Origin of the sequence: Sphingomonas caeni, assembly GCF_026013415.1 — a bacterium.
In the GTDB taxonomy this organism is placed as follows: domain Bacteria; phylum Pseudomonadota; class Alphaproteobacteria; order Sphingomonadales; family Sphingomonadaceae; genus Sphingomonas; species Sphingomonas caeni.
Genome location: NZ_JAPDOK010000011.1, coordinates 79,319 through 102,996, shown reverse-complemented (window position 1 = coordinate 102,996; position 23,678 = coordinate 79,319). Strand labels below are relative to the sequence as shown.

Sequence of the window (23,678 nt, the reverse complement as noted above, 5' to 3'; positions counted from 1 at the left end):
CGCGCCGCATACTTCCTCGCCTTCATCCACCTCGCCGCAGCCATGATCTGGATGCGTTGAATGTCGATTCGTCCTAGCGCTCGCCCGGAAAAAGACATCGCCCCGGCCCGGCTTGCAATGTTGGATTTCGCCTGCTTGGCTCAGCGCGCCCGGCCGCCCGGGCCGTTCTTTGACATCGCGAATTCAGGGGCGGAAGCGAAAGCGCGAAAACCGGCGCACCAGTGTCACCCTAGTGTAACCTTTCGGCGACCGCGCCTCAGCTCCCCGGTTGGATATAGGGCACCCGCGCGAACAGCTCGCGCTCCCATTTGCGCGGATCGTTGACCGCGCGGCTGTTCACGTCGAACAGCATCGTTGCGCGCTTCGGCAGCGTATAGGCAGGCCATGCCGGCACGCCTTTCGCCACCGGTTTCCCCGTCCGCGCCAGCGCCGCGAACGCCGCCATCACCTGCCGGCTCAGCCGCTGCGCCTCGGGCCCCGTGCCGGTAAACGATCCCTGCGCGCCCAGCGTACCGAAGGCGAGCGCGATGTCCATCGTATGCGGCGCGCCGCGGCCCGGGATCGGCGACTGGAAATCGACCTGATAGACCCAAGTCGCCTTCGCCCCTGCCGCAGCGCGGGCATCGGCCTCGATCACCTGCCCCGGCCAGCTCCGGCCCGCCGTGGTCGCGCGGTAGAAAATCTGTTCGGGCGTATCATTCGGGAAATGCGCGCGATACTCGCCGACGATCCATTCGGGCAGCAGGTCCATCCGCAGCTCGGGCGCCATCGCCGCCGCCAGATTGTCCCAGGTCAGCCCCTTCACCTTGGGGGAATCGGGCGAGACGAACGCGCGGGTCTCGTCGTGGGTGTTGCCGAGGATCATGGGAATGTGCAGCGACTGCGGATTGGCGTCGGGCCAGAAAGGGTGGCGCGTCAGCCATTTCATGTCGAGCACCGGCCCGAAATAGACGCCCCCGCCCAGGATCGGATCGGTCGCGTCGAGCGCCTCGACCAGTCTCTCCATCGGCATGTCGAGCAAGGGCGACAGGTCGCTCTCCTTCACCCCGAGCTTCGCCAGATAGGCCTGCGCCCTCCTGGTCGCGTTCATCGGCCCCGAAGCGGTCACCTGTTGCCCGCTCATCGTCGCTGCCGAATGGAACAGGCCTTTCGCGGCGGGCATCCCCATCAGCGTGGCGATCTTCGCGCCGCCGCCCGACTGGCCGAACACGAACACGCGACCGGGATCACCCCCGAAGGCCGCGATATTGTCGCGGATCCATTCGAGCGCCAGGATCAGGTCGAGCTGCCCCAGGTTGCCGCTGTCGGGGAAGCGCGGATCGAGCCGGGCGAGATAGAGGTATCCGAACGCGTTGAGCCGGTGGTTGACCGTGACGACGACCACATCCTCGGTCCGCGCCAGCGTCTCGCCATCGTTGAGCGGCACCGTCACCGTCCCGCCCGAATAGGCGCCGCCATGGATATAGACCATCACCGGGCGCTTGGGCGCGCTTGCGAGGATGGTAGGCGTCCAGATGTTGAGCTTGAGGCAGTCCTCGGACTGCGCCCCGTTCCCCCGCTGCGGCGCCATCGCGCTGAATTCATTGGCCGGGACGATCTCGCCCTCGTGCGAGGCTCTTACCGGGGCGCGAAACCGCTCGGCGCGCCCGTAGCGAACGCCGAGGAATCGGTGCACGCCGTTGACGGTGTCGCCGGAGAAGGCCCCGTCAGGCCCACCGGCGATGGCGACCTCACGGGCCGGCTTCGGCGCCGTCCGGGGGTCCGCCGCCAGCCTCTGCCCCCGCGCCACCCCCGGCATCGCCGCCAGCGCCAGCCCGCCCGCCAGCACGCTCCGCCGTGTCGTCATCGTCCGCTCCCATCATGAACGCGCTCACCCGCTGCTCGACCTGCTCGAGCGTCGATCCCGCCTCGGCCGCCTGCCGCCCGGCGCTTTCGGCGGCACCCGCAAGCGAGGTCACCCGCTCGCTGATCGTCGCGATCAGCGCCGCGATCTCGCGCGAGGAGACCGCGGTCTCGTCGATCGAGGCAAGGATGCCCGCCATCACCGCCGCCTGCGATTCCATCGCGCCCGACACGGTCCGCACCCGATCGAGCAGCGCACTCACCGTGGTGCGGATCGCTTGGTTGGTCTCCGCGACCAGGTCGCCCGCCGCCTGGGCCTCGCGGATCGTGACGGTGATCCCGCCGGTCGCGTCGGCGGCCTGGTCGGCGAGGCTGCGCACCTCCTGCGCAACGATCGCGAAGCCCCGGCCGCTCTCCCCGGCACGCGCCGCCTCGATGCTCGCATTGAGCGCGAGCAGCTTGGTCTGGTGGGCGATATCGGCGATCAGCGTCACCACCGATTCGATACGCGCGGTATGTCCCGCGAGGCTCGCGGCATGATCGGCGCCGGTCACCGCCACCGCGTCCGCCTGCCCCGCGACATCGGCCGCCGCCAGCGTGTCGGCCCGCGCCTGCTCATAGACCGCGATCAGCCCCGCCGCGCTCGCCGTCGCCTCGGCCATCACCATTGCCGACTGGTCCGCCGCGGTGGCCACCTCGGTCGCCGGCATGCGCAGCGCCTGGAGTTCGGCCGCGGTCTGCTCGGTGAAGCGCGCCACGTCGCGGCTTGCCCGCACCGTCCCGGTCACCGCCTCGCCCAGCTCGTCGCGCACCGCCACCGCGGCGTCGCGCCGGGCCGCCGCCGCGCGCTGCCGGGCGATCGCGCGCAGCCGGCTGGCAATCACCTCGAACTCGATCATCCCCAGCTTCTGGGTGGCGCGAGTCACCCGCTCGATCTTGGCGAGGTCATCGGTCAGCTCGAAGAACAGCGCATGGACCCGCATCTGAGCCACCGCCATCGACGCGGCGACGACCCAGAATTCGAGCTCGAGCTGCGAGATGCGGTCGGCTTCGGCGATGATGGTGTCGAGCCATTGCTGATCGACCGGGCAGGCGAGCTTGGCATGGGCATAGCCGATGCGCGCGCGCACCAGTTCGTCGGTGACCGCGATCCCGCGGCGCGCGAGCAGATCGCGGACAATGTCCTCGATCTGCGGTTCGATCAGCGACCAGGCTTCAGCCAGCTCGGCCTCCCAGACGGCGTCGATCGAATAGGCCTGGCGGAGCTGCGCCACCTTCTGGTGGGGCAGCGCCTCATCCTCGGCGGGTGAACGGCTCCCCTTCATGACGGATTCCCCTCCCACGGGCGATCGTTCGCCTCTGTGTCGTCATCTCCGCACGTCCAGCCCTTCGCCGAACGCGGCGAGATCGGCCCGGGTGAACAGGCTCGCGTCGCCGGGCAGCGAATGTTTGAGGCAGGTCAGTGCGAGACCCGCTTTTGCTGCGGCGCGGCTGTCCCCGCCCTGCAGCAATCCGTGCAGCACGCCCGCAGCAAAGGCGTCGCCCGCGCCGATCCGGTCGACGATCCCCGCGACGAGGATCTCGTCGGTCTGGTGCGCGCCCTCGCGCGTGTCGATCCGCGCGGCGATGCGGTGGCTGTCGGCATCGACGACATGGCGCGCGGTCGAGGCGATCATGCCGAGCTTGGGGAACGCGGCGAACGCGGCCTCGGCGGCCTCGCGGCGCCGGTCCGAACCCTCGCCCGAAAAGTCGCGGCCGAGGAGCAGCGAGATATCACGGTGGTTGCCGAACAGGATATCGGCATGGCCGATCAGCTGGGTCAGCACGCCACGCGGATCGCTGTCCCATGCCTCCCACAGCTTCGCGCGGTAATTGCCGTCGAACGAGACCGGAATGTCGCGGGCAGCCGCCACCTCGGCAGCCGCGATGGCGGCCGCGGCAGTGTTCGGCCCAAGCGCCGGGGTGATCCCCGACAGGTGAAGCCGCGTCACGCCGTTCAGGGCCGCATCCCAGTCCCAACGCTCTGCCGCGCGATCCGCGAACACCGAATGCGCGCGGTCATAGACGACCTCCGAGGCGCGAAGCCCCGCGCCCGGCGTCAGGAAGTAGAGTCCCAACCGGCCCGGCTCGACCGCAACGCTGGAGGTATCCACCCCCCGCCGCCGCAGCTCGCCGATCACCGATGCGCCCAGCGGATTGTCGGCCACAGCGCTCACCATCCGCACGGCATGCCCCAGGCACGCCAGCCCGGTCGCGACATTCGCCTCCGCCCCGCCGACATTCACTTCGAGCTTGGGCGTCTGCAGCAACAGCTCGCGGCCGGGCGGCGAGAGCCGCAGCATCAGTTCACCGAAGAAAGCAATCGTCATCGCGCCAGCCAGCCCCCGTCCACCGCCAGGATATGCCCCTGGACATAGTCCGAAGCGCTGGACGCAAGAAAGACCGCCGCGCCGCCCATATCGTCGGGCGAACCCCAGCGGCCCGCCGGGATGCGCTCCATGATCTGCCGGTTGCGCGTCTCGTCGGCCTGGAGCTGGGCGGTGTTGTTGGTGGCGATATAGCCGGGCGCGATCGCGTTGACGCAGATGCCCTTCGACGCCCATTCGTTCGCGAGCAGCTTGGTCAGCCCGCCGATCCCCGATTTGGACGCGGTATAGCTCGGCACGCGGATGCCGCCCTGGAAGGTCAGCATCGAGGCGATGTTGATGATCTTGCCGCCGCCATTGGGGATCATGTGCCGTGCTGCCGCCTGACACAGGAAGAACACCGATTTGAGATTGGTGTCGACCACAGCGTCCCAGTCTTCCTCGGTGAAGTCGATGCTGTCATTGCGGCGGATGATCCCGGCATTGTTGACGAGGATGTCCAGACGCCCGAGCTTCTCGACCGCCTCGTCCACCACCCGTTGCACCGGCTCGATCGACGAGAGGTCGGCGGAGACGATCTCCGCCTTGCGCCCCATCGCGCGCGCCTTCTCGACGGTCTCGGTCGCGGCGCTGCGGCCGACGGCGGCGATATCCGCCCCCGCCGCCGCCAGCGCCAGCGCGATGCCCTGCCCGATGCCGGTATTGGCGCCGGTGACGACTGCCACCTTGCCGCTCAGATCGAAGGGGCTCGACATCAGGCCAGCTGGCAGATGTCGAGGACGTTCATGTCGGTATAGTCCTGGTTCTCGCCAGCCATCGCCCAGATGAAGGCATAGGCCTTGGTTCCCGAGCCCATATGGACCGACCAGGGGGGCGAGATCACCGCCTCTTCGTTCTGCACCACGATATGCCGCAGCGCGTCGCCCTGGCCCATATAGTGGAAGACGCGGTCCTTCTCGAGATTGTCGAGATCGAAGTAGAAGTAGATCTCGCTGCGGCGCTCATGGATGTGCGGCGGCATGGTGTTCCACACGCTGCCGGGCTTCAGGATGGTGAGCCCCATGACGAGCTGCGCGCTGTCGCACACGCCGGGGATGACGAGCTGGCAGATCGTCCGCTCGTTCGATTCCTCCAGCGTGCCGCGCTCGAGCTTGTTGGCGTCGGCGATCGAGAGCTTGCGCGTCTCGAACGCCTTGTGCGCGGGGCACGAGGCCAGATAGAAACGCGCACCTGTGCCGCTGAACACGACTTCCGCCGCGCCCATCGTCACATAGAGGCAGTCCTTGTTCGCCAGCGTGTAGCTGTCGCCATCGACGGTGACCGTCCCCTCGGCGGCGCCCACATTGACGATCGCCAGCTCGCGCCGCTCGAGGAAGGGGTGACCCACCGCCGAAGCCGGCTCGGTCTGCGCGGGCAGCGCGACCGGGGCCGAACCCACCTGCACCCCACCGATCACGAAGCGATCGGCATGCGTATAGTTGAGCACGCACTCGCCCTCGCGGAACAGGTCGCCGATCAGATAGCGGTCGCGCAGCTCGTCATTGGAGACGCACTCCATCATGTCCGGGTGAGTGGCGTAATAGGTACGGTCGAACATGATATCTCCGGTTGTGATCAGGCCGCCGCGGCGACCGGGGTTGGGGCGTGCTGGTCGAGCTTGTAGGCCCGCTTGACCAGCCCGTTGGTGAGCTCGTGCGCCAGCTCGGCGGCCTCCCAGTCGAGCAGGCGGCCTTCCGCCACCAGCTGCGCGAGGAAGCCGCAATCGATCCGCCGCGCGACATCGTGCCGCGCCGGTATCGAGAGGAAGGCGCGCGTATCGTCGTTGAAGCCGACGGTGTTGTAGAAGCCCGCCGTCTCGGTCACTTGCTCGCGGAAGCGGCGCATGCCCTCGGGGCTGTCATGGAACCACCAGCTCGGGCCGAGCTTGAGGCACGGATAATGGCCGGCGAGCGGTGCCAGCTCGCGCGCATAGGTCGTCTCGTCGAGGGTGAAGAGGATGATCGACAGGGTGGTCGAGGTGCCGAACCGGTCGAGCAACGGCTTGAGCGCCGAGACATAGTCGGTGCGCAGCGGAATGTCGGCGCCCTTGTCGCGCCCATGGCTCGCGAACAGCCCGCCATTGTGATTGCGGAAGGAGCCCGGGTGGATCTGCATCACCATCCCGTCGTCCGCGCTCATCGCCGCCATCTCGGTCAGCATCTGCGCACGGAACAGCTCGGCATCGGCCGGGGTCCAGCTGTCGGAAAGGATGGTGCGGAACAGCCGCTCGGCCTCGTCAGGCGAGAGGTTCGCGGTCTGGGCAGTGACATGGCCATGATCGGTCGCGGTCGCCCCCGCCGCACGGAAATCCGCACGGCGCTTGCGGTGCGCGGCGAGATAGCCGTCCCAGCTATACACGTCCTCGCCGGTCTTCTCGGCGAAGACCTTCATCGCCCCGGCGAACTGCTCATGCTCGACATCGATCACCGCGTCGGGTCGATAGGTCGTGACCACCCGGCCGTTCCAGCCGCTCGCATGGATGGCATGATGCGGCGACAGATCGTCCTGCGGCCCTTCGGTCGTGGCGAGGAACTCGATCCCGAACCGGTCGAACAAAGCCCGCGGCTTGAACGCGTCGGTCGCCAGCTTCTCGTTGATGCTGTCGTAGTAGAAGTCGGCGGTCGAGGCATCGAGTGCGACGTCGAACCCGAACACCTCGCCGAACACATGGCCAAGCCACATCGAGGACGGCGTGCCGCGGAACAGGTGCAAATTCTCCGCGAGGATCCGCCAGGCTTTCCGGGGATCATGCGACGGCACGCCATTCTTGTCGGGCACCCCCAGGTCCGCCAGCGCGATCCCCTGGGAATAGAGCATCCGGTAGAGATAATGATCGGGCGCGAGCAGCAGCTCGCTCGCGTTCGACCAATTGGCGTTGGTCGAGAACCAGGTCGGATCGGTGTGGCCATGCGGGCTGATAATCGGCAGCCCGGCAACCTCGGCGTAGAGTGCGCGCGCGACGTCGCGCGTACGCCCTTCCGCCGGGAACAGCCGGTCCGGATCGAGCTTGAGGGGTTTCGCCATCGTCAGCCTCACACCTTCCTGCGGGTCAGCGCGTTGACGATCACGCCCAGGATGGCGACTCCCGCAAACGCTGCCAGCACCCCGTAATAGCTGGCCGGAGCGAAGCAAGGCGAAGCGGCGCCCATCCACACCGGGGTGCAGCCGCCCACCGCGGTCTTGCTCGACGCGAGGAAGAACACCATCCCGGCAATGCCCGACACCACCGCGAGGATGACGGCCCAAGGTGTCGACGCCGGGAACCGCTCGACCCGCTCGAGCCGCGGCGAGAGGATGTGCACCGAAAGCACCGCGAGGAAATAGGCCGCGCCCGCGGCGATGAACATCGGTGCATAGCTGTGGAACCGGTCGAGCACGTCGCCCGAATATTTGGAGAAGAGCGCCCCGCCGAGCGCGCCCACCGTCCCGCCGATGCCGATCACCGCGCCAACCGCGAAGCGTGGGAAGGTGTCCGACGGTAGCGTATAGAGGTTCGCCGAAAAGCCCTGATGCGCGGCGGCGGCGATGCCGATGATCAGCACGCTCACCCACAGGTTCGAAACCGAGGTGGCGAACATCACCGGCAGCACGAAGATCGCGCAGACAATCATGGTGATCTTGCGCGCCCGGCTGACGCTCATCCCCGATTTCATCAGCCGGCCCGACAGCCAGCCCCCGGCGACGCTGCCAACGTCCGAGATCAGGTAGATCGCGCCCAGCGCCAGCGCCGCGGTCGCGGTCGTCCAGGTCTTGAGGTCGAGATCATATTGCTTGCCCAGGAAGTCGGGCAGCCAGAACAGGTAGAACCACCAGATCGGGTCGATGAAGAACTTGCCCAGCGCGAACGCCCAGGTTTCGCGCGTCGCGAGCAGCTTGAGCCACAGGCCCGGCGTCTTCACATCGGGATCGGCCGGATCCTGGGTGATGTGCGCGAGCTCGGCGGCGCCGACTTTCGAATGGCTGGCGGGATCGTCCTTGTAGATCGCCAGCCAGGCAATCAGCCACAGCACGCCGAAGATGCCGGTGGCGATGAACACCATCCGCCAGCTCAAATGCATGTACTTGATCATCACGAAGACGATCAGCGGCGTCAGGATCGCGCCGACGTTCGAGCCCGCGTTGAACAGGCCGATCGCGAAGGCGCGCTCCTTCTGCGGGAACCATTGCGCGACCGATTTGACGCCCGCAGGGAAGTTGCCGGACTCGCCGATGCCGAGGCCAAAGCGGGCCGCGGCGAACTGGCTGACGCTGTAGACGCCGCCGCACGCGACATGCGCGATCGTCCAGACGACAACAGCGACGGCATAGCCCAGCCGCGCGCCGATCGCGTCTACCACCTTGCCGAAACCGATATAGCCGACGGCATAGGCGATCTGGAACCAGACCACGACATCGGCATACATGCGCTCGTCCATATGGAGCGCGGGGTCTTCCATCATGATCGGCTTGAGCAGCCCGATCATCTGGCGGTCGATATAGTTGATCGCGGTCGCCGCGAACAACAGGGCGATGATCACCCAGCGATAGCGCCCGACGCGCTCCACGGCGCCGGCAATCGCCGCCTCACCCGAACTCGCCATTCCCCTCTCCTTTTTTCTCGTTATCGAGGCAGCCGGCCTTAACGGCCGATCGTGCACCGCACCCGCATATCGGTGCCGAACCGGGCCTCCACCGCGGCGCCGGGGCGCACGGGATGGACGCCGGTGACGGCGCCGGTCGAGATCCATTGGCCGGCGGCCAATGGCAGGGGGCGGGATGCCGCCAGCTCGAACAGGAAGCGCACAGCGCCGAACGGCCCGTCGAGCATGGTACCGGCCGTCCCCGTCCCGGCCTCGATACCGTCGATTGTTAGCGCTACCGGCCAGTCAAGGAAACCACTATCGGGCGCCACCGCAGCGCCGATGACGAGCCCGTTATTATTGCCGAAATCGGAGATGGTGACTGCCGGGCCATGTTCGTTGATCCCCGCGAAGGGCGATCCCGCCACCTCGATGCCGATGCGGATCTCGTCGACATGGGCGGCGACCGCCGCGTTGGTCCATTCGCGGCCGAAACTCGCGGGCAGTTCGCCCAGTTTGAGCAGGAATTCCGCCTCGGCGGCGGTGAATCCGTCGGCGAAAGCGTGCATCATCGGCGAGGAGCCTTCGCCCGCGTGGACCACGCCTGCGGCGAAGATCGGCCCCGCGAGCCGGTTGGTGCCATATTGCGCGACCAGAGGCTCGGGAATGCGGCCCACCTTCCAGCCCGCGATACGCCCGCCGAACAGGCCGATCGCGCGCTCCTGGATGCGGTAGCCATCGTCGAGCGATTCGGGGAGTTCGCCCGGATAATCGGCCAGCGCGCTGCCGGCGTGGCGGGCATCCACGAATGCGCGGGCGATCGCTTCGGCTGCTTGTCTTCCTTCACTCAACGCATCTTCCTTCTCGATCGATCGCCGTGCGGTCACAAACATGCTCCCCGGTCATTTGCAAAAAATCGCTCGGCGTGAGGCACGCCGAGCGAGGTTGCGAGGGCCCGGAAAAGGCGCGCACCCGCGCCTGTCCCGGAACCAGGGAAGCATTTGGGTCGGGACGGCAACGCGCCGCCCGCCCGATCAGAACTTCACCCGCACGCCAGCGTAGAACTGGCGGCCGGTGTGGTGGAACAGGACGACCTGATCGTCCTTGTCGATGTAGAAGTCCTGCGGCTCGTCGGTGAGATTGATCGCCTCGAACGTCAGGGTGACATTGTCGGTGATCTTGAGCGAGGACGAAGCGTCGAAGTTGAGCGTCTCGTTCACGCCTTCCTCGGTGCTCTGCTCGCGCGCACCGCCCGCAAAGGCGGTGAGATAGGAGGAGCGGTAGGTCGCCGAACCGCGGATGCTGAACACCGAGTCCTCGTAGAACAGGGTGCCGTTGGCCGACTTGTTCGAGAGGTTGGTCAGCGGCCCCACCACCGTGCCGACGCCGCCGGGCCCCGGATAGGTGATGTTCGCTTCGACATAGGTGTAGTTCGCCAGCACGCCGAGATGGCTGAGGAAGCCCGGTAGGAAGGTCAGCTGGTGCTGATAGTTGATCTCGAAGCCCTTGAGCTTGCCGCCCTGCCCGTTGACCGTACGCGTGTACTGGAACAGGTCGGTCGGCAGCACGCCGGTGCCGTTGAGCAGATCGAGCGGGAGGCCCAGCTGGGTGTAGGGCACCAGTTCGGTGATGCTCGTGCCCGAAAGCGTGCTGATATTCTTCTGGAACAGCCCCACCGCGAGCAGCGATCCCTTGCCGAAATACCATTCGGCCGACAGGTCGAGATTGGTCGCCTTGGTCGGATCGAGGAAGGGGTTGCCGGTCGAATAGCCGCGGTTCGACGCCTGGATCGTCAGCGAACCGCCGGGCGACAGCGCGGCGAGGCCGGGACGGGTGATGACGTCGGCATAGCCGAAGCGCAACAGCACGTTCGGAGTGATCTCCGCCACCAGGTTCACCGCCGGCAGCCAGTGATCATAATCGCGGATCACGCGCAGCTGCTGGATGCTGCCATTGACCGCGGCATAGCCCGCGGTGTTCTGGCCGGTGCGGACATAGCGGATGCCGACATCGCCGCGGATCTGGATCGATCCGATCGGGAAGCGGAAATCGCCCTGCAGATAGACCGCCTTCTCGATCTCCTGCACATCGACGAAGCTCGACCGCGCATTGGTGTTCTCGACCCCGCCCAGGCGGAAATCGATATTGGTGCCGTTGATGTTCTGGACGCAGTCGCAATAGATGCCGAGCGTCGAGACGAACGCCGCGAAGTTCGGGATGATATAGCTGCCATAGGCCGGATCGCCGGTCGCCCCGGGGAGCGAGGTGGTGAGCGAAGCGACCTGCGCCGCGGTCAGCGTCGGCGAGACGGTCTCGGCGACCAGGCGGCGCTTCTCGCTGCCGCGATAGTTGAACTGGCGATATTCCGCGCCGGCCTTGATCGTGAAGTGATCGGGGATGACGTCCCATTCGCCCAGCGCCTTGAGCGAGCGATAGCTGTTGATCGCGCCCTGGGGACGGATGCGGATGTCCGACGCGCCGTTGGTCATCGACCAGTTGGCCGGATTGTTGATGTCGAAGCCCCAGTTGATCACGGGCTCGCGGTCATTGCCCCGATAATCCCACGAGAAACCGTTCGTATTGAGCCGGTCAAGCGTGATCGTCGTCTGGACCGGGTTGCTGAAGTCCGAATTGGCATAGCCGCCAAACAGCGTGCCGCGGAAGCCGCCGCCGAAATCCTGGTTCACGGTCAGCGTATATTGCTGGAACTTGGTCTCAAGATGATCGAGGCGCGATTCGACGCGCACATCGACATTGTCGAACACGCCCTGGACCAGCTCGTTCTGCGAATTGACCGTGCCCGAGCGGATGATCGTCTGGGGCTTGCCGGTGCCGGTGCGGCTGAACGAGATCGCCTCGATATAATTCTCGGTGCGGGTTGTCCTCGAATCCGAATAGAGCGCGTCGAAGGTGATCAGCGTGTCGTCCGACGGCTGCATCTGGATCGAGGCGGTGATGCCCAGGCGGCGCAGGTCGTAATTCCAGGTGTCGTAGCGCGGGATGCGCGGATGATAGATCAGCGTGTCCCAGTTGCTGCCGTTGCTCGCCGGGACCTCGTTGATCTTGGCGACGGTGAAGCCGGCCAGCGTCGAGGCGGCGTTGAAGCCGCCATTGGCGCCGGTCGGGCTCCAGCGAACGGTCGAATGGCCGGTCTCGAGCACCTTGCGCTGCGAATAGGCGGCCGACAGCAGCACGCCGAAACTCGAATCGCTATTGTGCCAGCTCACCAGCCCCGCGAAGCGCGGCGAGACCTTGTCGTTCATGTCGTTATAGCCGGCCTGCGCCGAGCCCGCGATGACCAGGCCGTCCTTGTAATCGAACGGGTGCGCGGTCTGCAGGTCGACGGTCGCGCCGAGCGAGCCTTCCTCGACATCGGCCGACGCGGTCTTGCGCACGGTGATCGAGTTGAACAGCTCCGAAGCGAAGACGTTGAAATCGAAGCCGCGGCCGCGATTGACGCCGCCGCCGGCATCCGAGCTGCCGGTGGTCGCGATCGCTTCCATGCCGTTGATGCGGACGCGGGTGAAGCCCGGCCCGAGGCCGCGGACCGAGATGCTGCGGCCCTCGCCGCCGTCGCGCGCAATGGCGACACCGGGGACGCGCTGGATCGATTCGGCCAGGTTGTTGTCGGGGAAGTCGGCGATGTCCTCGGCCTTGATGACGTCGACCACGCCGCTCGACCGGCGCTTCTCGTCGAGCGCTGCGGTGACCGAACCGCGGAAACCGGTGACGACGATCTCCTGCTCTTCCTGAGCGTTGGGATCGGTGTCCTGCGCCATCGCCTGCGACGGCATCAGCGTCGCCAGCGTCAATGCGGCCAGCGAAACCCCCGAAGCACGCCGAAAATTCGTCGAAACGACTGCCTTTCTCATCTCCACCTCCTCTGAGCCCCCGAATCCATTTGACGGACAGGTCCGGTGAGCTGTCCCTCTTGCTACCGGTGTCATAGTCCTGCGTCAACGCAGCCGTTTGCGGATTTTCGTGCTTTCGCGGGACTCGTTCAGCCAAGCGTCTCGACCGGCCTCCCGTTAACCCGCACATTTTCCAGCGTTAATCGCTCGGTGAAGCGCACGACGCTCGGCTGGCTCACCCCATCGAAACTGCAGTCGCGCAGGGTGATATCGGTGACAGGAGCCCCGGGCAGCCCCTGGCTGTCGATCACGCGGAGCGCATTCGCCGCACGCAGCCGCTCGACCACGACGTTGCGCAGCCTGGGCACGAACCGCCCCCTCGCGCCCTCTTCATAGTTGAAGTCACAGGTGACCGCGGCGCGGCTCACCGTGCCGACATCCAGGTCGCGATAATAGAAATCCTCGAGCAGCCCGCCCCGCAACGCATTGTTCTTGAAGCGGATTGCGTACCAGAGATCGGGACTGTCCATCACGCAGCGCTCGGCGAATACCCAGCGCGCGCCGCCCGAAATCTGCGATCCGACGACGACACCGCCATGCCCTTCCTTCATCCGGCAATCGCGGATCAGAATATTCTGCGCGGGCGTGGCGAGGCGGCGGCCATCCTCGTTGCGCCCCGAATTGACCGCGATGCAATCGTCCCCGGTGTCAAAGGTGCAGCGCTCGATCAGCATCATATCGACCGATTCGGGATCGCAGCCGTCATTATTGGGGCCATGCCCCATGATATCGACGCCGCGGACGATGATGTTGCGGCAGAGCACCGGGTGGATCTGCCAGAAGGGCGAGCCGCGCAGCTTGATCCCCTCGATCAGCACATTCTCGCAATCATAGGGCTGGACGAAGGCGGGGCGCAGGTAGCTCCCCTCGCCGAACACGCGCTTCTCGACGGGCACGCGGTCCTCGGCCATCTGGAACAGCACCGCGCGCGCCTTGCGCTGGTCGGGCATGCCCTCGCGCCAGCCATGTTCCGCGGTGCCGCCCCAGGGGCCTTTCCACGGCCACCAATGCTCGGCGCTCCCCTGCCCGTCGAGTATGCCGCTGCCGGTGATCGCGATATTCCGCTGCTTTCGCGCATAGACGAAGGGCGAGTAGTTCATCAGCTCGATCCCCTCCCAGCGCGTGAAAACAAGGGGATAGTGGGCGGGATCGGTGCTGAAGAGCAGGTTCGATCCTTCGGCCAGATGCAGGTTCACGTTCGATTTGAGATGCACGGCGCCGGTGAGGAAGCGCCCGGCGGGCACCACCACGCGCCCGCCCCCGGCGGCCGCGCACGCCTCGATCGCCCTGGCGATAGCGGCGGTATTGAGCGTCGTCCCGTCGCCCTTCGCGCCATAGGCCGTGATGTCGAAATCGCGCGCCGGGAATTCGGGCGCGCGGACGGTGCGGGCGATATCGGCGGCGCGGTCCCAAGGGTCGGCGGGGCGGGCGAGCGCGCCGGGCACCACCGCGCCAATCGCTGCCGCGCCCGCACCCGCGCCTGCATAGCGCAGCACGTCACGGCGCGAAGGTCTGATCAGCATGGTGCTCTCCCAGGGTCGGCTGTCCGGTTTGACACCGGTAGCCAACCCTGTCGCGCGCCACGATTCGGGTCAAGCCCGGCGCGAAAGCGGCTAGCGCCGGCCGCGGATGATGACCGATGCGCCTCTAAGCGAGCCTGAATCGGCGCGGAGCGTGATCGTCCCCGCCTTGCCCGGTTTCGAGCGGACGATCACCAGCGCATAGCCGTTGAACGCCTTGCGCCGGGGCGAGGGGAAGGGCTCGAAATCGGCGGGATCGCCATTGTCGGTGGCGACGATCTCGCCGGGTCCCTCGATAGTGAACGCGATCGGATTGCGCGCGCGCGGGGCGGTGATGCCGTTCGCGTCGGTCACCCGTACGGTGACAAAGCTCAGGTCATAGCCGTCCGATGCGATCGTCGAACGGTCCGCCGTCGCCCCGAGCGCCGCCGGTTCGCCTGCGGTCTTCGTCACCGCCTCGGCCCAGCGCTTGCCATCCTTGTACGCGACGACCTTCAGCTCGCCGGGCTCATAGACGACATAGTCCCAGCGGAGGCGATACTCGAACGGCGCCTTTTTCCGCCGCCCCTGCGACTTGCCGTTGACGAACAACTCGGCCTCGTCGCCCGAGGTGAAGACATGGACCGGGGTCACCTGACCCTCACGCCCCGGCCAGCTCCAATGCGGCAGGATATGCGCCATCGGCAGATCGGGCCGCCACCGCGCCTGATAGGCGTAGAAACGGTCCTTCGGGAAACCGGCGAGGTCGATGATCCCCGAATAGGAGCTGCGCGCGGCATAATAGGGTGTGGGCTCGCCGAGATAGTCGAACCCGCTCCACACGAATTCGCCCGCGTTCCACGGATGCTGGTCGTGAAGCGCGAAGCTGCGATCGGCCGACGAGCCGAAATCGGCCGCGAACAGCTCGTAGCTGCTCACCTGGAGCGTCGCCGGATCGCCGCCCGCGCCGGGCCGCACCGGGCCGCTGATCGTGCCCGGCACCGGGAACTGATATTCTCCCCGGCTGCTCAGCGCCGACGCGCTCTCGCTGCTGAGGATCGCCTTGCCCGGGAAGGCCTTGCGGAAAGCAGGGAATTGGCTGGGCAGGCTGCGCACCCCGACGCCCTGATAGTTGAGCGTGATGACGTCCACTTCGCGCGGCAAAGCCATGTCCGCCTTGGCCCAGTTCATCGCGGTCATGGTGCCGCGCGTCGGATCTTCCTGCCGCACGATGCCGACCAGCTCGCGCGCGATCGCCGCCCCCTCCTCGCCCGAATATTGCTCGCCCACCTCGTTGCCGATGCTCCACAGCACCACCGAGGGGCTGTTGCGGTCGCGGCGCAGCATCGAACGCAGATCCTGCTCGTGCCAGTCGGCGAAGATCAGGTGGAAATCGAGCGGGGTCTTCTTCTTGAGCCACACGTCGAACACCTCGTCGATGACGAGGATGCCCATCCGGTCGGTCAGGTCGAGCAGTTCGGGCGCGGGCGGATTATGGCTCATCCGCAAGGCATTGGCGCCCATGTCTCGCAGGATTTCGAGCTGACGCTCGCCGGCGCGAGTGTTCCAGGCGGCCCCAAGCGCGCCGAGGTCGGCGTGGTTGTTGACGCCCTTGAGCGCGATATGCTGGCCGTTGACGATCAGGCCCCGGTCGGGATCCCAGCGGATGCTGCGGATGCCGAATTTGGTCTCGTAGCGGTCCACGACCTTGCCGCCACGGGTGACGCTGGTGACCGCGACATAGCGGTTCGGCTTTTGCTCGGGCGGCGGGCCCCAGAGGCGGGGATTGGCGAGCGTGGTGCCAGCTTTCACCTCGGCCTTGCCATGCGCCGGGACCTGCGTGCTCGCCGCCGCGATCTGCACGACCGCAGCGCCGGTGCGCCGACCCGAAGCGTCGAGCGCGTAGATGCTCGTCGAAACCTCGACCGGCGCGGCCACCCCGGAATCATTGTCGACCGTCACCGTCAGATCGATCGCCGCCGAAGCCGCCGAGACCTGAGGCGTCGTCACCTGCGTGCCCCAATGGCCGATATGGACCGGGTCGGTCTTGGTCAGCCAGACATTGCGGTAAATGCCCCCGCCCGGATACCAGCGCGACGAAGCAGGCGGGTTGTCGAGCCGGATCGCGAGCTGGTTGTCGCCGCCGGGGACGACATAGGGCGTCAGATCGACGCGCCACGAATTGTAGCCATAGGGCCAGCCGCCCACCAGATGCCCGTTGAGCCAGACTGTCGCGTAGGCCATCGCGCCATCGACATCGAGGAAGACCGAACGGCCCTTGTCGCGCGCCGGGATGTCGAGCTTCTTGCGGTACCAGCCGATCCCCCAGCTCGGCAGCCGCCCCATCCCGCCATAGGGGCCGGTGGTGAGGAACGGCCCGGCGATCGCCCAGTCGTGCGGCAGCGTCACCGCGCCCCAGCCGCTGTCGTCGAAGCCGAACTGGACGAAGGGCAGATCGCCGCCGGGATCGCCCGCGGGCCGGACGTAGCGCCTCACGGGATCGCGGATAAAGGCGTTGCCGGTCGGCAGGATCCACGGCTTGAGCACCGACAGCCCTGCCCCGCCGAGCGTTTGCGCATCCTCCGGCCGGGCATCGGCAGCCTTGCCGTCGCCGCTCTCGTCCCCCGCCGGGCGGACATCATAGTCGAGCCGGACCGCCATCCCCTGCGGATCGCCCAGGTGAAAACGCCAGCCGGTATTGATCGACAGCCGCTCGCGCGGTTCGCCCGCCATCGCCGCGCCGGGGGTCAGCAGAAGGGCGAGCGCCAGCAAGCGGAGCAGGGGCATGGGGAGCTTTCGTCTAGAGGCCGACGCGGCGGAGGGAGCCGGGCTGCGCGTCACGGCGCTTCGCCCGGCCGATGCTGCCCGAAACCGCGCGGGGGAAGAGGATGCGGCGGATCGGCGGCGCGGGGCGCCCGGTCCGCGCGCACTCGATCCGTTCGGCGAGCAGGCGGAAGGCGGCGCGGCACATCTCGGCAACGGGGAGCGCCGCACGCGTGAGCTCGGGCCAGATGCCATCGCCGATTCCATAATCGTCGAAATAACAGACCGCGACGTCCTCGGGGACGCTGCGGCCGCGCAAATGCGTCGCGGCAAGGCAGGCTGCGGCCTGATCCTCGCGGCAGACAAGGATCGCGCTCGCCGCATCGGCCCGCCCCGCCAGCCTGGTCGCCGCCTCGATCGCCGAACGCTCGGCATCGACGACGAGTTCGGGCGCCACGCCCAGCCCGAAATTGGTGAGCGCACGGGCATAGCCTTCGAAACGGGCCCGGTCGGTGAGGGAATCGCTCAGCGCGCCCATGAAGCCGATCCGCTTGTGGCCGAGGAAGATCAGCCGCTGGGCAAGGTCATAGGCCGCCGCCGTCTCGTCGGTGCAGACGGCTGCGAGCCCTTCCGGCTCGGCAGCGATCGCACAGGCCGGGAGCGCATCGCGGACGAGCGACGCGCCCGCCCCGCGCAACAGGATCAGCGCCTGGGGATCGAGCCGCTCGAGCCGCATCGCCTCGCGCTCGCTGCGGCCGGCGCCCACCGCGAAGGGAACCAGCTGCATCCCGGATTGCCGCGCACCGGCGATGCATGCCGTCAGATAGGTTCCGAGCCGCGCCTCCTCCGCCTCGGGATAGACCAGAGCGATCCGCGCGTCCCCGTCACCGCCCAGCGCGAGCTGGCGCGCAGCGGGATCGGGGCGATAGCCGGTCTCGGCGATCGCGGCCTCCACCCGCGCCAGCGTCTCCGCCGACACGCGGTGCGGCGCATTGATCGCGCGCGACACCGTCATCCGCGATACGCCGGCACGATCGGCGATGTCGCGGATCGTGGCCGGCGATCGATCGCGATCGGGCGTGGCGCTCCTCATCTCGAGGAGCAGTAGAAATGGTACGAGTATTTAAGTCAATATAGTCTGAGTTATTGCGAAGCGCGCTGCCCTGTCACCTTACAGCCCCATAGCGCGTAAAACAGCACATAGAGGCTGCACAAAGCGGTGAGGATGAAGCCCCAGTGCAGGCCATAGGCATCGGCGATCTTGCCTTGGACCGAGGCGAGCGCACCGCCGGCGATCGACATGATCAGCAGACCCGACCCCTCTTCGGTCAGCGGCCCCAGCCCGCGGATCGCGAGCGCGAAGATCGCCGGAAACATGAGCGAGATGCCCAGCCCGACCGTGATCAGACCGTACATCGCGGCGGGACCCGGCACGAACACCGCGACGAGCGAGCCGCCGATCGCGATGAGCGAGAACAGCGCCAGCACGCGCTCGGGCGCGATTTTGCGCATCAGCCCGGCGGCGATGAAGCGCCCGACCATCATCCCGCCCCAGAAGAAAGTGAGATAGAAGGCGGCCTGATCCTGCGGGATATTAGCGACGCTCGGCTGCGAGACGAAGTTGATGAAATAGCTGCCGACCCCGATCTCCGCGAACACGCACAGCGCGATACCGACGCAGCCCAGGATCAGGTTGCGGTGGTTGAACAGCGACAGGCCCCGGCGAGCCTCGACCGAAACGCGCGAGGTCGCAGCGCCGAGCGCGGGCAGCTTGGCGCGCGCGATCATCACTGCGAGCACCGCGAGCACGATCGCGACGATGAGATAGGGCAGCTCGGTCGCCTGAGCATCGGCCATGCGCTGGGCATGGGTGAGCTGGGTGCCCGGCGCGGCGGTGCCGCCGATGGTGCGCGCGAGGATCAGCTGCTGGCCGAAGACGATCGCGAGCACGTCACCGGTAGTGTTGAACGCCTGCACCAAGGTCAGGCGCGACTCTGCGCTCTCGGGCGGGCCGATCACCGCTACATAGGGGTTGGCAGCAACCTGGAGCAACGCGATGCCGCACGAGACCGTGAAGAGCGACGCGATAGTCACCTCGTAGGAGACGAGGTTGGCCGCCGCGATCATTCCGAGCGATCCCACGGTCATCACCACAAGCCCGGTGGTCAGCGCGCGCTGATATCCGATCCGTTCGATCAGCTTCGCGGCGGGAATCGAGGCGAGCAGATAGCCGATGAACCAGACCGATTCGATCAGCCCGGTCTGGAAATAGCTGAGCTCGAAGACGCTCCGCAGATGCGGCAGCAGCGTGCCGTTGATGACGCTGATGAAGCCCCACATGAAGAAAAGCGTGGCGAGCAGCACGAGCGCGCCGCCATATCGCGTGCCAGCCGGCACACCAGTTTCATTCGTCAACGACCCCTCCTGCTCAATATATGGTACGAGTATATTTTGCCCAGCCGATACGCGCAACCGCGTTCCGCCAGCGCTGTCAGGAAGCGCGCGCGATCCGGCGGCGGCGCGCGGGCGATCCGATCCCTTCGATCCCCATATCGTGCAGCGCCAGCTCGAGCAGGTCGTTCATCGCATTGCGCGCCGCGCCCGCATCCGAGCGCAGGATCGCGTCATACACGCGCTCATGATCGGGCACCGGATCGCGCTGGCGCTCGCCGAACGCGCCCTTGCGGCGCTTGAACTCGGTGGTCCAATGGACCGCAGCGCCCACGGTAGTGGCCAGCGCGCTCATCGTCTCATTGCCGGTCGCGGCGAGGATCGCGCGGTGAAAGCGCTGGTCCGCCGCCTGTCCCTCGGGCGTGCGTAGCGTGTGTTTCGCCATCTCGTCGAGCGCGACGCGCATCGCGTCGAGGTGGCGCTGCTCGCGCCGGTGCGCCGCGAATCCGACCGCGGCGGGCTCGATCACCCCGCGCAGCTCGAACAGGTCGCGGATGAATTCCTCGCTCGGCTCGCCCTCGAACATCCAGGCGAGCACGTCCGGATCGAGCAAATTCCACATGCCGCGCGGATTGACGCGGGTACCCGCCTTGGGCCGGCTGTCGACCAGCCCCTTGGCGGCGACGATGCGAATCGCCTCGCGATAGGCGGTGCGCGAGATGCCCAGCGCCTCGGCCTGCTCGATCTCGCCGAGAAAGGCATGGCCGGGCAGGTAGACGCCCGCCAGGATCGCCGTCCCGATCGTGCGTGCGGTGGTGCCGTGGATTCGCGGCCGCAGCGTCTTTCGCGTCTCCTGGTTCATGCCCTCTCCGGTTGCTGCCGCAACGGTAGCGCCATCCCCCCCAAAAAAGAAGGCCGCCCGAAGGCGGCCGAGGAGGTAGCTCTTGAGAGGCGGGGAGCGGCGGCCGGTCTGTAAGCCGGCCGCCTCCCCCTTTTCGAGGATCAGAAGCGGCCGCGGATGCCGACCATCACCTGGCGGCCCGGGTTGAAGTAAGAGAAGGCCGCGTTCGGGAACTGGAAGTAGCTGCGCTGCGCCGCCTTGTTGATGTTCTGCACGTCGAGCGTCAGCTCGGGCAGCCCCTTCATCCCAAGCACCTCGCCCAGATCCACCGACCCGCCGAAATCCCATTGCTGGTAATCGTCGCCATAGAGCGAGGCGAGCGTGATGCCGTTCTGGTTCGCCCCCGACGAGACCGAACCCTGGGTGAAGGTGGTCGAGAGCCGCAGCGAGACGCCGTGATTCTCGTAATAGGCGGTGACGTTGTAGGTCACCGGCGCCACGCCCGTCGCGATTGCGGGCGCATTGCCCGAACCTGTCTGGCTGATCAGCGTCAGGTTCGCGTTGAAGCCGAAGCCGTTGATGCCGAGATAGCGACCGAGCAGGAAGTCGAGCGGCTGCACCCAGTTCACTTCGAGGCCGTTGACCTTGAGCGTACCGCTGGCGTTGACCTGCTGGGTCAGCACCACCGTCGCGGTGTTCGGACCGCCACGGGCATCGATCGCGACCTGCTGCGTCGGGCTCAGCGTGGCGTAGGTGACGCCATATTGGGCAAGCGACGAGAAGGGCACGGTGACGTTGCCGTTGACGGTGAAGCCGGTCACCGCCTTCCGGAAGGCGGTGAAGCCGATATAGCCTTCCTTGCCGGTGTAGAACTCGAACCCGACATCGATATTGTCCGAGATGAACGGCGACAGCGCCGGATTGCCGACCGAACCGATATCCGCCGAGGGGCTCGAGAAGTTGAGGCCCGGCAGCATCTGGCTGGGGTTCGGACGCGTCATCGTCCGCGAGACCGCCGCGCGCACCACCGCATTGTCGCCAATGTGGAACGCGCCGGAGGCCGAGGGCAGCCAGTTGTCGTAGGTGTTGTCGGTGTAAACGAAGTTGACAATGTTCGGGTAGCAGCTGCCGTCGCGCGCATTGGCGTTGGCGCCGGTGCCCGGGCAGTCGGCGGGGAGCGGGCCCGCGCCGTCCGGGTCGACATTGTTGCGCGGATCGGGGATCGTCACGCGGCCGCCGATCGTCTGCTTGGTCTGCACCCAGCGGACGCCGACATTCCAGGTCAGGCGGTTGTCGCCGATCGGGGTGTCGCCGTTGAGCTCGCCATAGAAGCCGAGCGTGCGCTCACGGACATAGCCGCCGCTCGCGCCCGTGTTCGAGCCGCCCGATTCGGGCGCCGCATCGTGGAAGGCCTGATAGTTGGAGGCCGCCTTGAACTTCTCCCAGTCGACAGTGAGGAAGCCCTCGGGACCCGGCTTGAGCAGCGCCTGGAGCGGCGCGCCGTTGGGCACGAGCGAGCCGGCATAGGTGATCGGGCCCGCGGCACCCGCGGTATAGCCGGTGCCATAGGCCGGCCAGGTCGGATAGCCCGCCGGGGTCGCGGTGTTGAGGCCGTCGCAATTGGGCTGGCGGTTGGGCCCGGGCAGGTTGACGCTCGGACGGTCGCCGCAGACCGCATTCTGCCAGGCCTGGCTGTTGTCATAGCCGCGGATCGTGCGCGACGTATCGTCATAGGCGCCGCCGACGCGCAGGTTCAGCTGGCTGTCGCCCCATTGCACATTGCCGCGCACACCCTTGGTGTAGGTCTGGCGCCGCTCGTCCTGGATGTTCACGCGGCCGCCGGGCCAGCCGAAGCTCGCCGGGCTGTTCAGATTGACGTTGGTGGTCACCGTGGGGAACACGCCGCCATTGGTGTTGTCGTAATTGACGGTCACGCCCGAATTGGCCGGGGTGATCACCAGCACCGTCGGCGATTCGCGGTGGAACCGGCTCTCGGTATAGTTGGCGTTGATATCGAATTTGAGGTTGTCGCTCAGCTCGACCTCGAGCCCCGGATTGACCCCCCAATATTGAAGGTGCTCGATATAGGGGCGATATTCGAGGAACCATTGCGCGTTGTAATAGGTGCCCTTGGTGACGACGCAGCCACTGGTGCAGTCGCTGCGGTCATATTGGGTGTTGACCGGGATCATCGCGCCATTGCGACCGACCCAGTTCATGTCGACGCGCTCCATCTCGTTCAGCCGGCGCGCGAACATGCCGTCGATATAGATGTGGATCCCGTCGCCCTTATATTCGAGGCTGCCGATGAAGTTCAGCCGCTCCTTCGAGCCGAACTCGGCGACCGGGCGGCCGAGGCGCGGGATGATGCCGTTGTCGATCTGGGTGATGTTCGCGCCCGGATTCTGCGCGAGCAGGAAGGCCTGGTCGATCGTGGTGCCCGGGGCTACGCCGGGGATGCCCGCGTTCGAGGGCACTGTCGGCGGGATCGTCCAGTTGCCGCCGCCGGTCGAGTTGCGCGTGGCGGACGTGCTCTGGGTGGCCGACAGGTTCGGGTTGGTCCAGCCCACCGTCTCGTAACCCGCGGTGCGGATCTCGTTATGGACGCCCGCAACGCCGAGCAGGACGCCGAAATTGCCTGAGGTGTAGCTGGCGAGGATCGACCCGCGATACCCCCATTTGCCGCCCGAATTGGTGTTGTTGGTCAACTGGCCCGAATAGGTGACATGGGTGCCCGGATTGTCGAACGGACGTGCGGTGCGCATGTTGACGCTGCCCGCGGCGCCGCCTTCGAGCATCTCGGCGGTCGGGCTCTTCTGCACCGTCAGCTGGGTGAAGAGTTCAGTCGGGAAGACATCGAGATCGACTTCGCGGTTGGTGCTCTGCGCGCCGTCGCGGCCGGTCGAGCCGACCAGGATCGGGGCATTGTTGAGCAGGACGCGGGTGAAGTTGGTGCCGAGGCCGCGAATCGCGATCTGCAGGCCCTCGCCGGTGATCTCGCGGCTGATCGTCACGCCGGGGACACGGTTGAAGGTCTCGGCGATGTTGGTGTCGGGGAACTTGCCGATATCCTCGGCGAAGATCGTATCCGTGAACCCGGTCGCGTTGCGCTTGGCGTTGGTCGAGCTCTGCAGCGACCCGCGATAGCCGGTGACGATGATTTCCTGGCCGTCCTGGCTGTCGCCGTCCTGCGGCGCGGCGGCGGTAGCCTCCGCGGTGGGATCGGTCGTCGGATCGGTGGTGGCGGCAAGCGCGGGCCAGGCCGTCCCGGCCAGTAGCACGGCGCCGAGCATCGCGGCCCGGCGTGCAGCAAACGAAGTGGTGAAGCGACTCATATCGATTTCCTCCCCTCAAACCCTGCTTTGCGCAGGCGTGACTCAGGCGCGTTGGTAGCGCTAACTCGGACAAATAAAATTGTATGAGTACTTCTGTCAATATAGTCTGAGTTATCAGCCAGACACATTTGC

The 23,678-nt window shown here is 66.7% G+C and carries 14 protein-coding genes and 1 pseudogene; all 15 read right to left on the bottom strand.

The window, feature by feature from the left end:
• Window positions 1-256 precede the first annotated feature (256 nt).
• A complete protein-coding gene (locus OF829_RS19545) occupies window positions 257-1,846 on the bottom strand; it encodes a carboxylesterase/lipase family protein (RefSeq protein ID WP_264941874.1) in 1,590 nt (529 codons plus the stop codon).
• Window positions 1,731-3,167, bottom strand: a complete 1,437-nt coding sequence (locus OF829_RS19540; RefSeq protein WP_264941873.1) for a methyl-accepting chemotaxis protein — start codon at window positions 3,165-3,167, stop codon at window positions 1,731-1,733. The genes OF829_RS19545 and OF829_RS19540 overlap by 116 nt, the downstream gene beginning before the upstream one ends.
• A gap of 42 nt (window positions 3,168-3,209) precedes the next feature.
• Entirely contained in the window at window positions 3,210-4,211 is a 1,002-nt protein-coding gene (locus OF829_RS19535; protein WP_264941872.1) for a sugar kinase, read from the bottom strand.
• Complete coding sequence (kduD, locus tag OF829_RS19530) at window positions 4,208-4,963, bottom strand: 2-dehydro-3-deoxy-D-gluconate 5-dehydrogenase KduD (protein WP_264941871.1); 756 nt, start codon at window positions 4,961-4,963, stop codon at window positions 4,208-4,210. Before kduD ends, OF829_RS19535 begins: the two co-directional genes overlap by 4 nt.
• Window positions 4,963-5,805 (bottom strand): 5-dehydro-4-deoxy-D-glucuronate isomerase, encoded by an 843-nt coding sequence (gene kduI / locus OF829_RS19525; protein ID WP_264941870.1) that lies wholly within the window; start codon window positions 5,803-5,805, stop codon window positions 4,963-4,965. The genes kduD and kduI overlap by 1 nt, the downstream gene beginning before the upstream one ends.
• Before the next feature lie 17 nt (window positions 5,806-5,822).
• Complete coding sequence (gene uxaC / locus OF829_RS19520; RefSeq protein ID WP_264941869.1) at window positions 5,823-7,271, bottom strand: glucuronate isomerase; 1,449 nt, start codon at window positions 7,269-7,271, stop codon at window positions 5,823-5,825.
• Between the two features lie 242 nt (window positions 7,272-7,513).
• Window positions 7,514-8,827, bottom strand: a pseudogene (locus OF829_RS19515) (MFS transporter); the annotation flags it as partial.
• 38 nt (window positions 8,828-8,865) lie between these two features.
• Window positions 8,866-9,693, bottom strand: a complete 828-nt coding sequence (locus OF829_RS19510; RefSeq protein WP_406701451.1) for a 2-keto-4-pentenoate hydratase — start codon at window positions 9,691-9,693, stop codon at window positions 8,866-8,868.
• Between the two features lie 147 nt (window positions 9,694-9,840).
• Entirely contained in the window at window positions 9,841-12,678 is a 2,838-nt protein-coding gene (locus OF829_RS19505) for a TonB-dependent receptor (protein WP_264941868.1), read from the bottom strand.
• Between the two features lie 128 nt (window positions 12,679-12,806).
• Entirely contained in the window at window positions 12,807-14,240 is a 1,434-nt protein-coding gene (locus OF829_RS19500) for a glycoside hydrolase family 28 protein (protein WP_264941867.1), read from the bottom strand.
• 90 nt (window positions 14,241-14,330) lie between these two features.
• Window positions 14,331-17,003, bottom strand: a complete 2,673-nt coding sequence (gene galB, locus OF829_RS19495) for a beta-galactosidase GalB (RefSeq protein WP_264941866.1) — start codon at window positions 17,001-17,003, stop codon at window positions 14,331-14,333.
• Between the two features lie 13 nt (window positions 17,004-17,016).
• The gene (locus tag OF829_RS19490) at window positions 17,017-18,072 is read right to left on the bottom strand and encodes a LacI family DNA-binding transcriptional regulator (protein ID WP_264941864.1); all 1,056 of its coding nucleotides are present in this window, start codon (window positions 18,070-18,072) and stop codon (window positions 17,017-17,019) included.
• Window positions 18,073-18,122: 50 nt separating this feature from the next.
• A complete protein-coding gene (locus OF829_RS19485; RefSeq protein WP_264941863.1) occupies window positions 18,123-19,394 on the bottom strand; it encodes a sugar MFS transporter in 1,272 nt (423 codons plus the stop codon).
• Between the two features lie 76 nt (window positions 19,395-19,470).
• A complete protein-coding gene (locus tag OF829_RS19480; RefSeq protein WP_264941862.1) occupies window positions 19,471-20,232 on the bottom strand; it encodes a FadR/GntR family transcriptional regulator in 762 nt (253 codons plus the stop codon).
• 140 nt (window positions 20,233-20,372) lie between these two features.
• Window positions 20,373-23,546 (bottom strand): TonB-dependent receptor, encoded by a 3,174-nt coding sequence (locus OF829_RS19475; protein ID WP_264941861.1) that lies wholly within the window; start codon window positions 23,544-23,546, stop codon window positions 20,373-20,375.
• Between the last annotated feature and the right edge of the window lie 132 nt (window positions 23,547-23,678).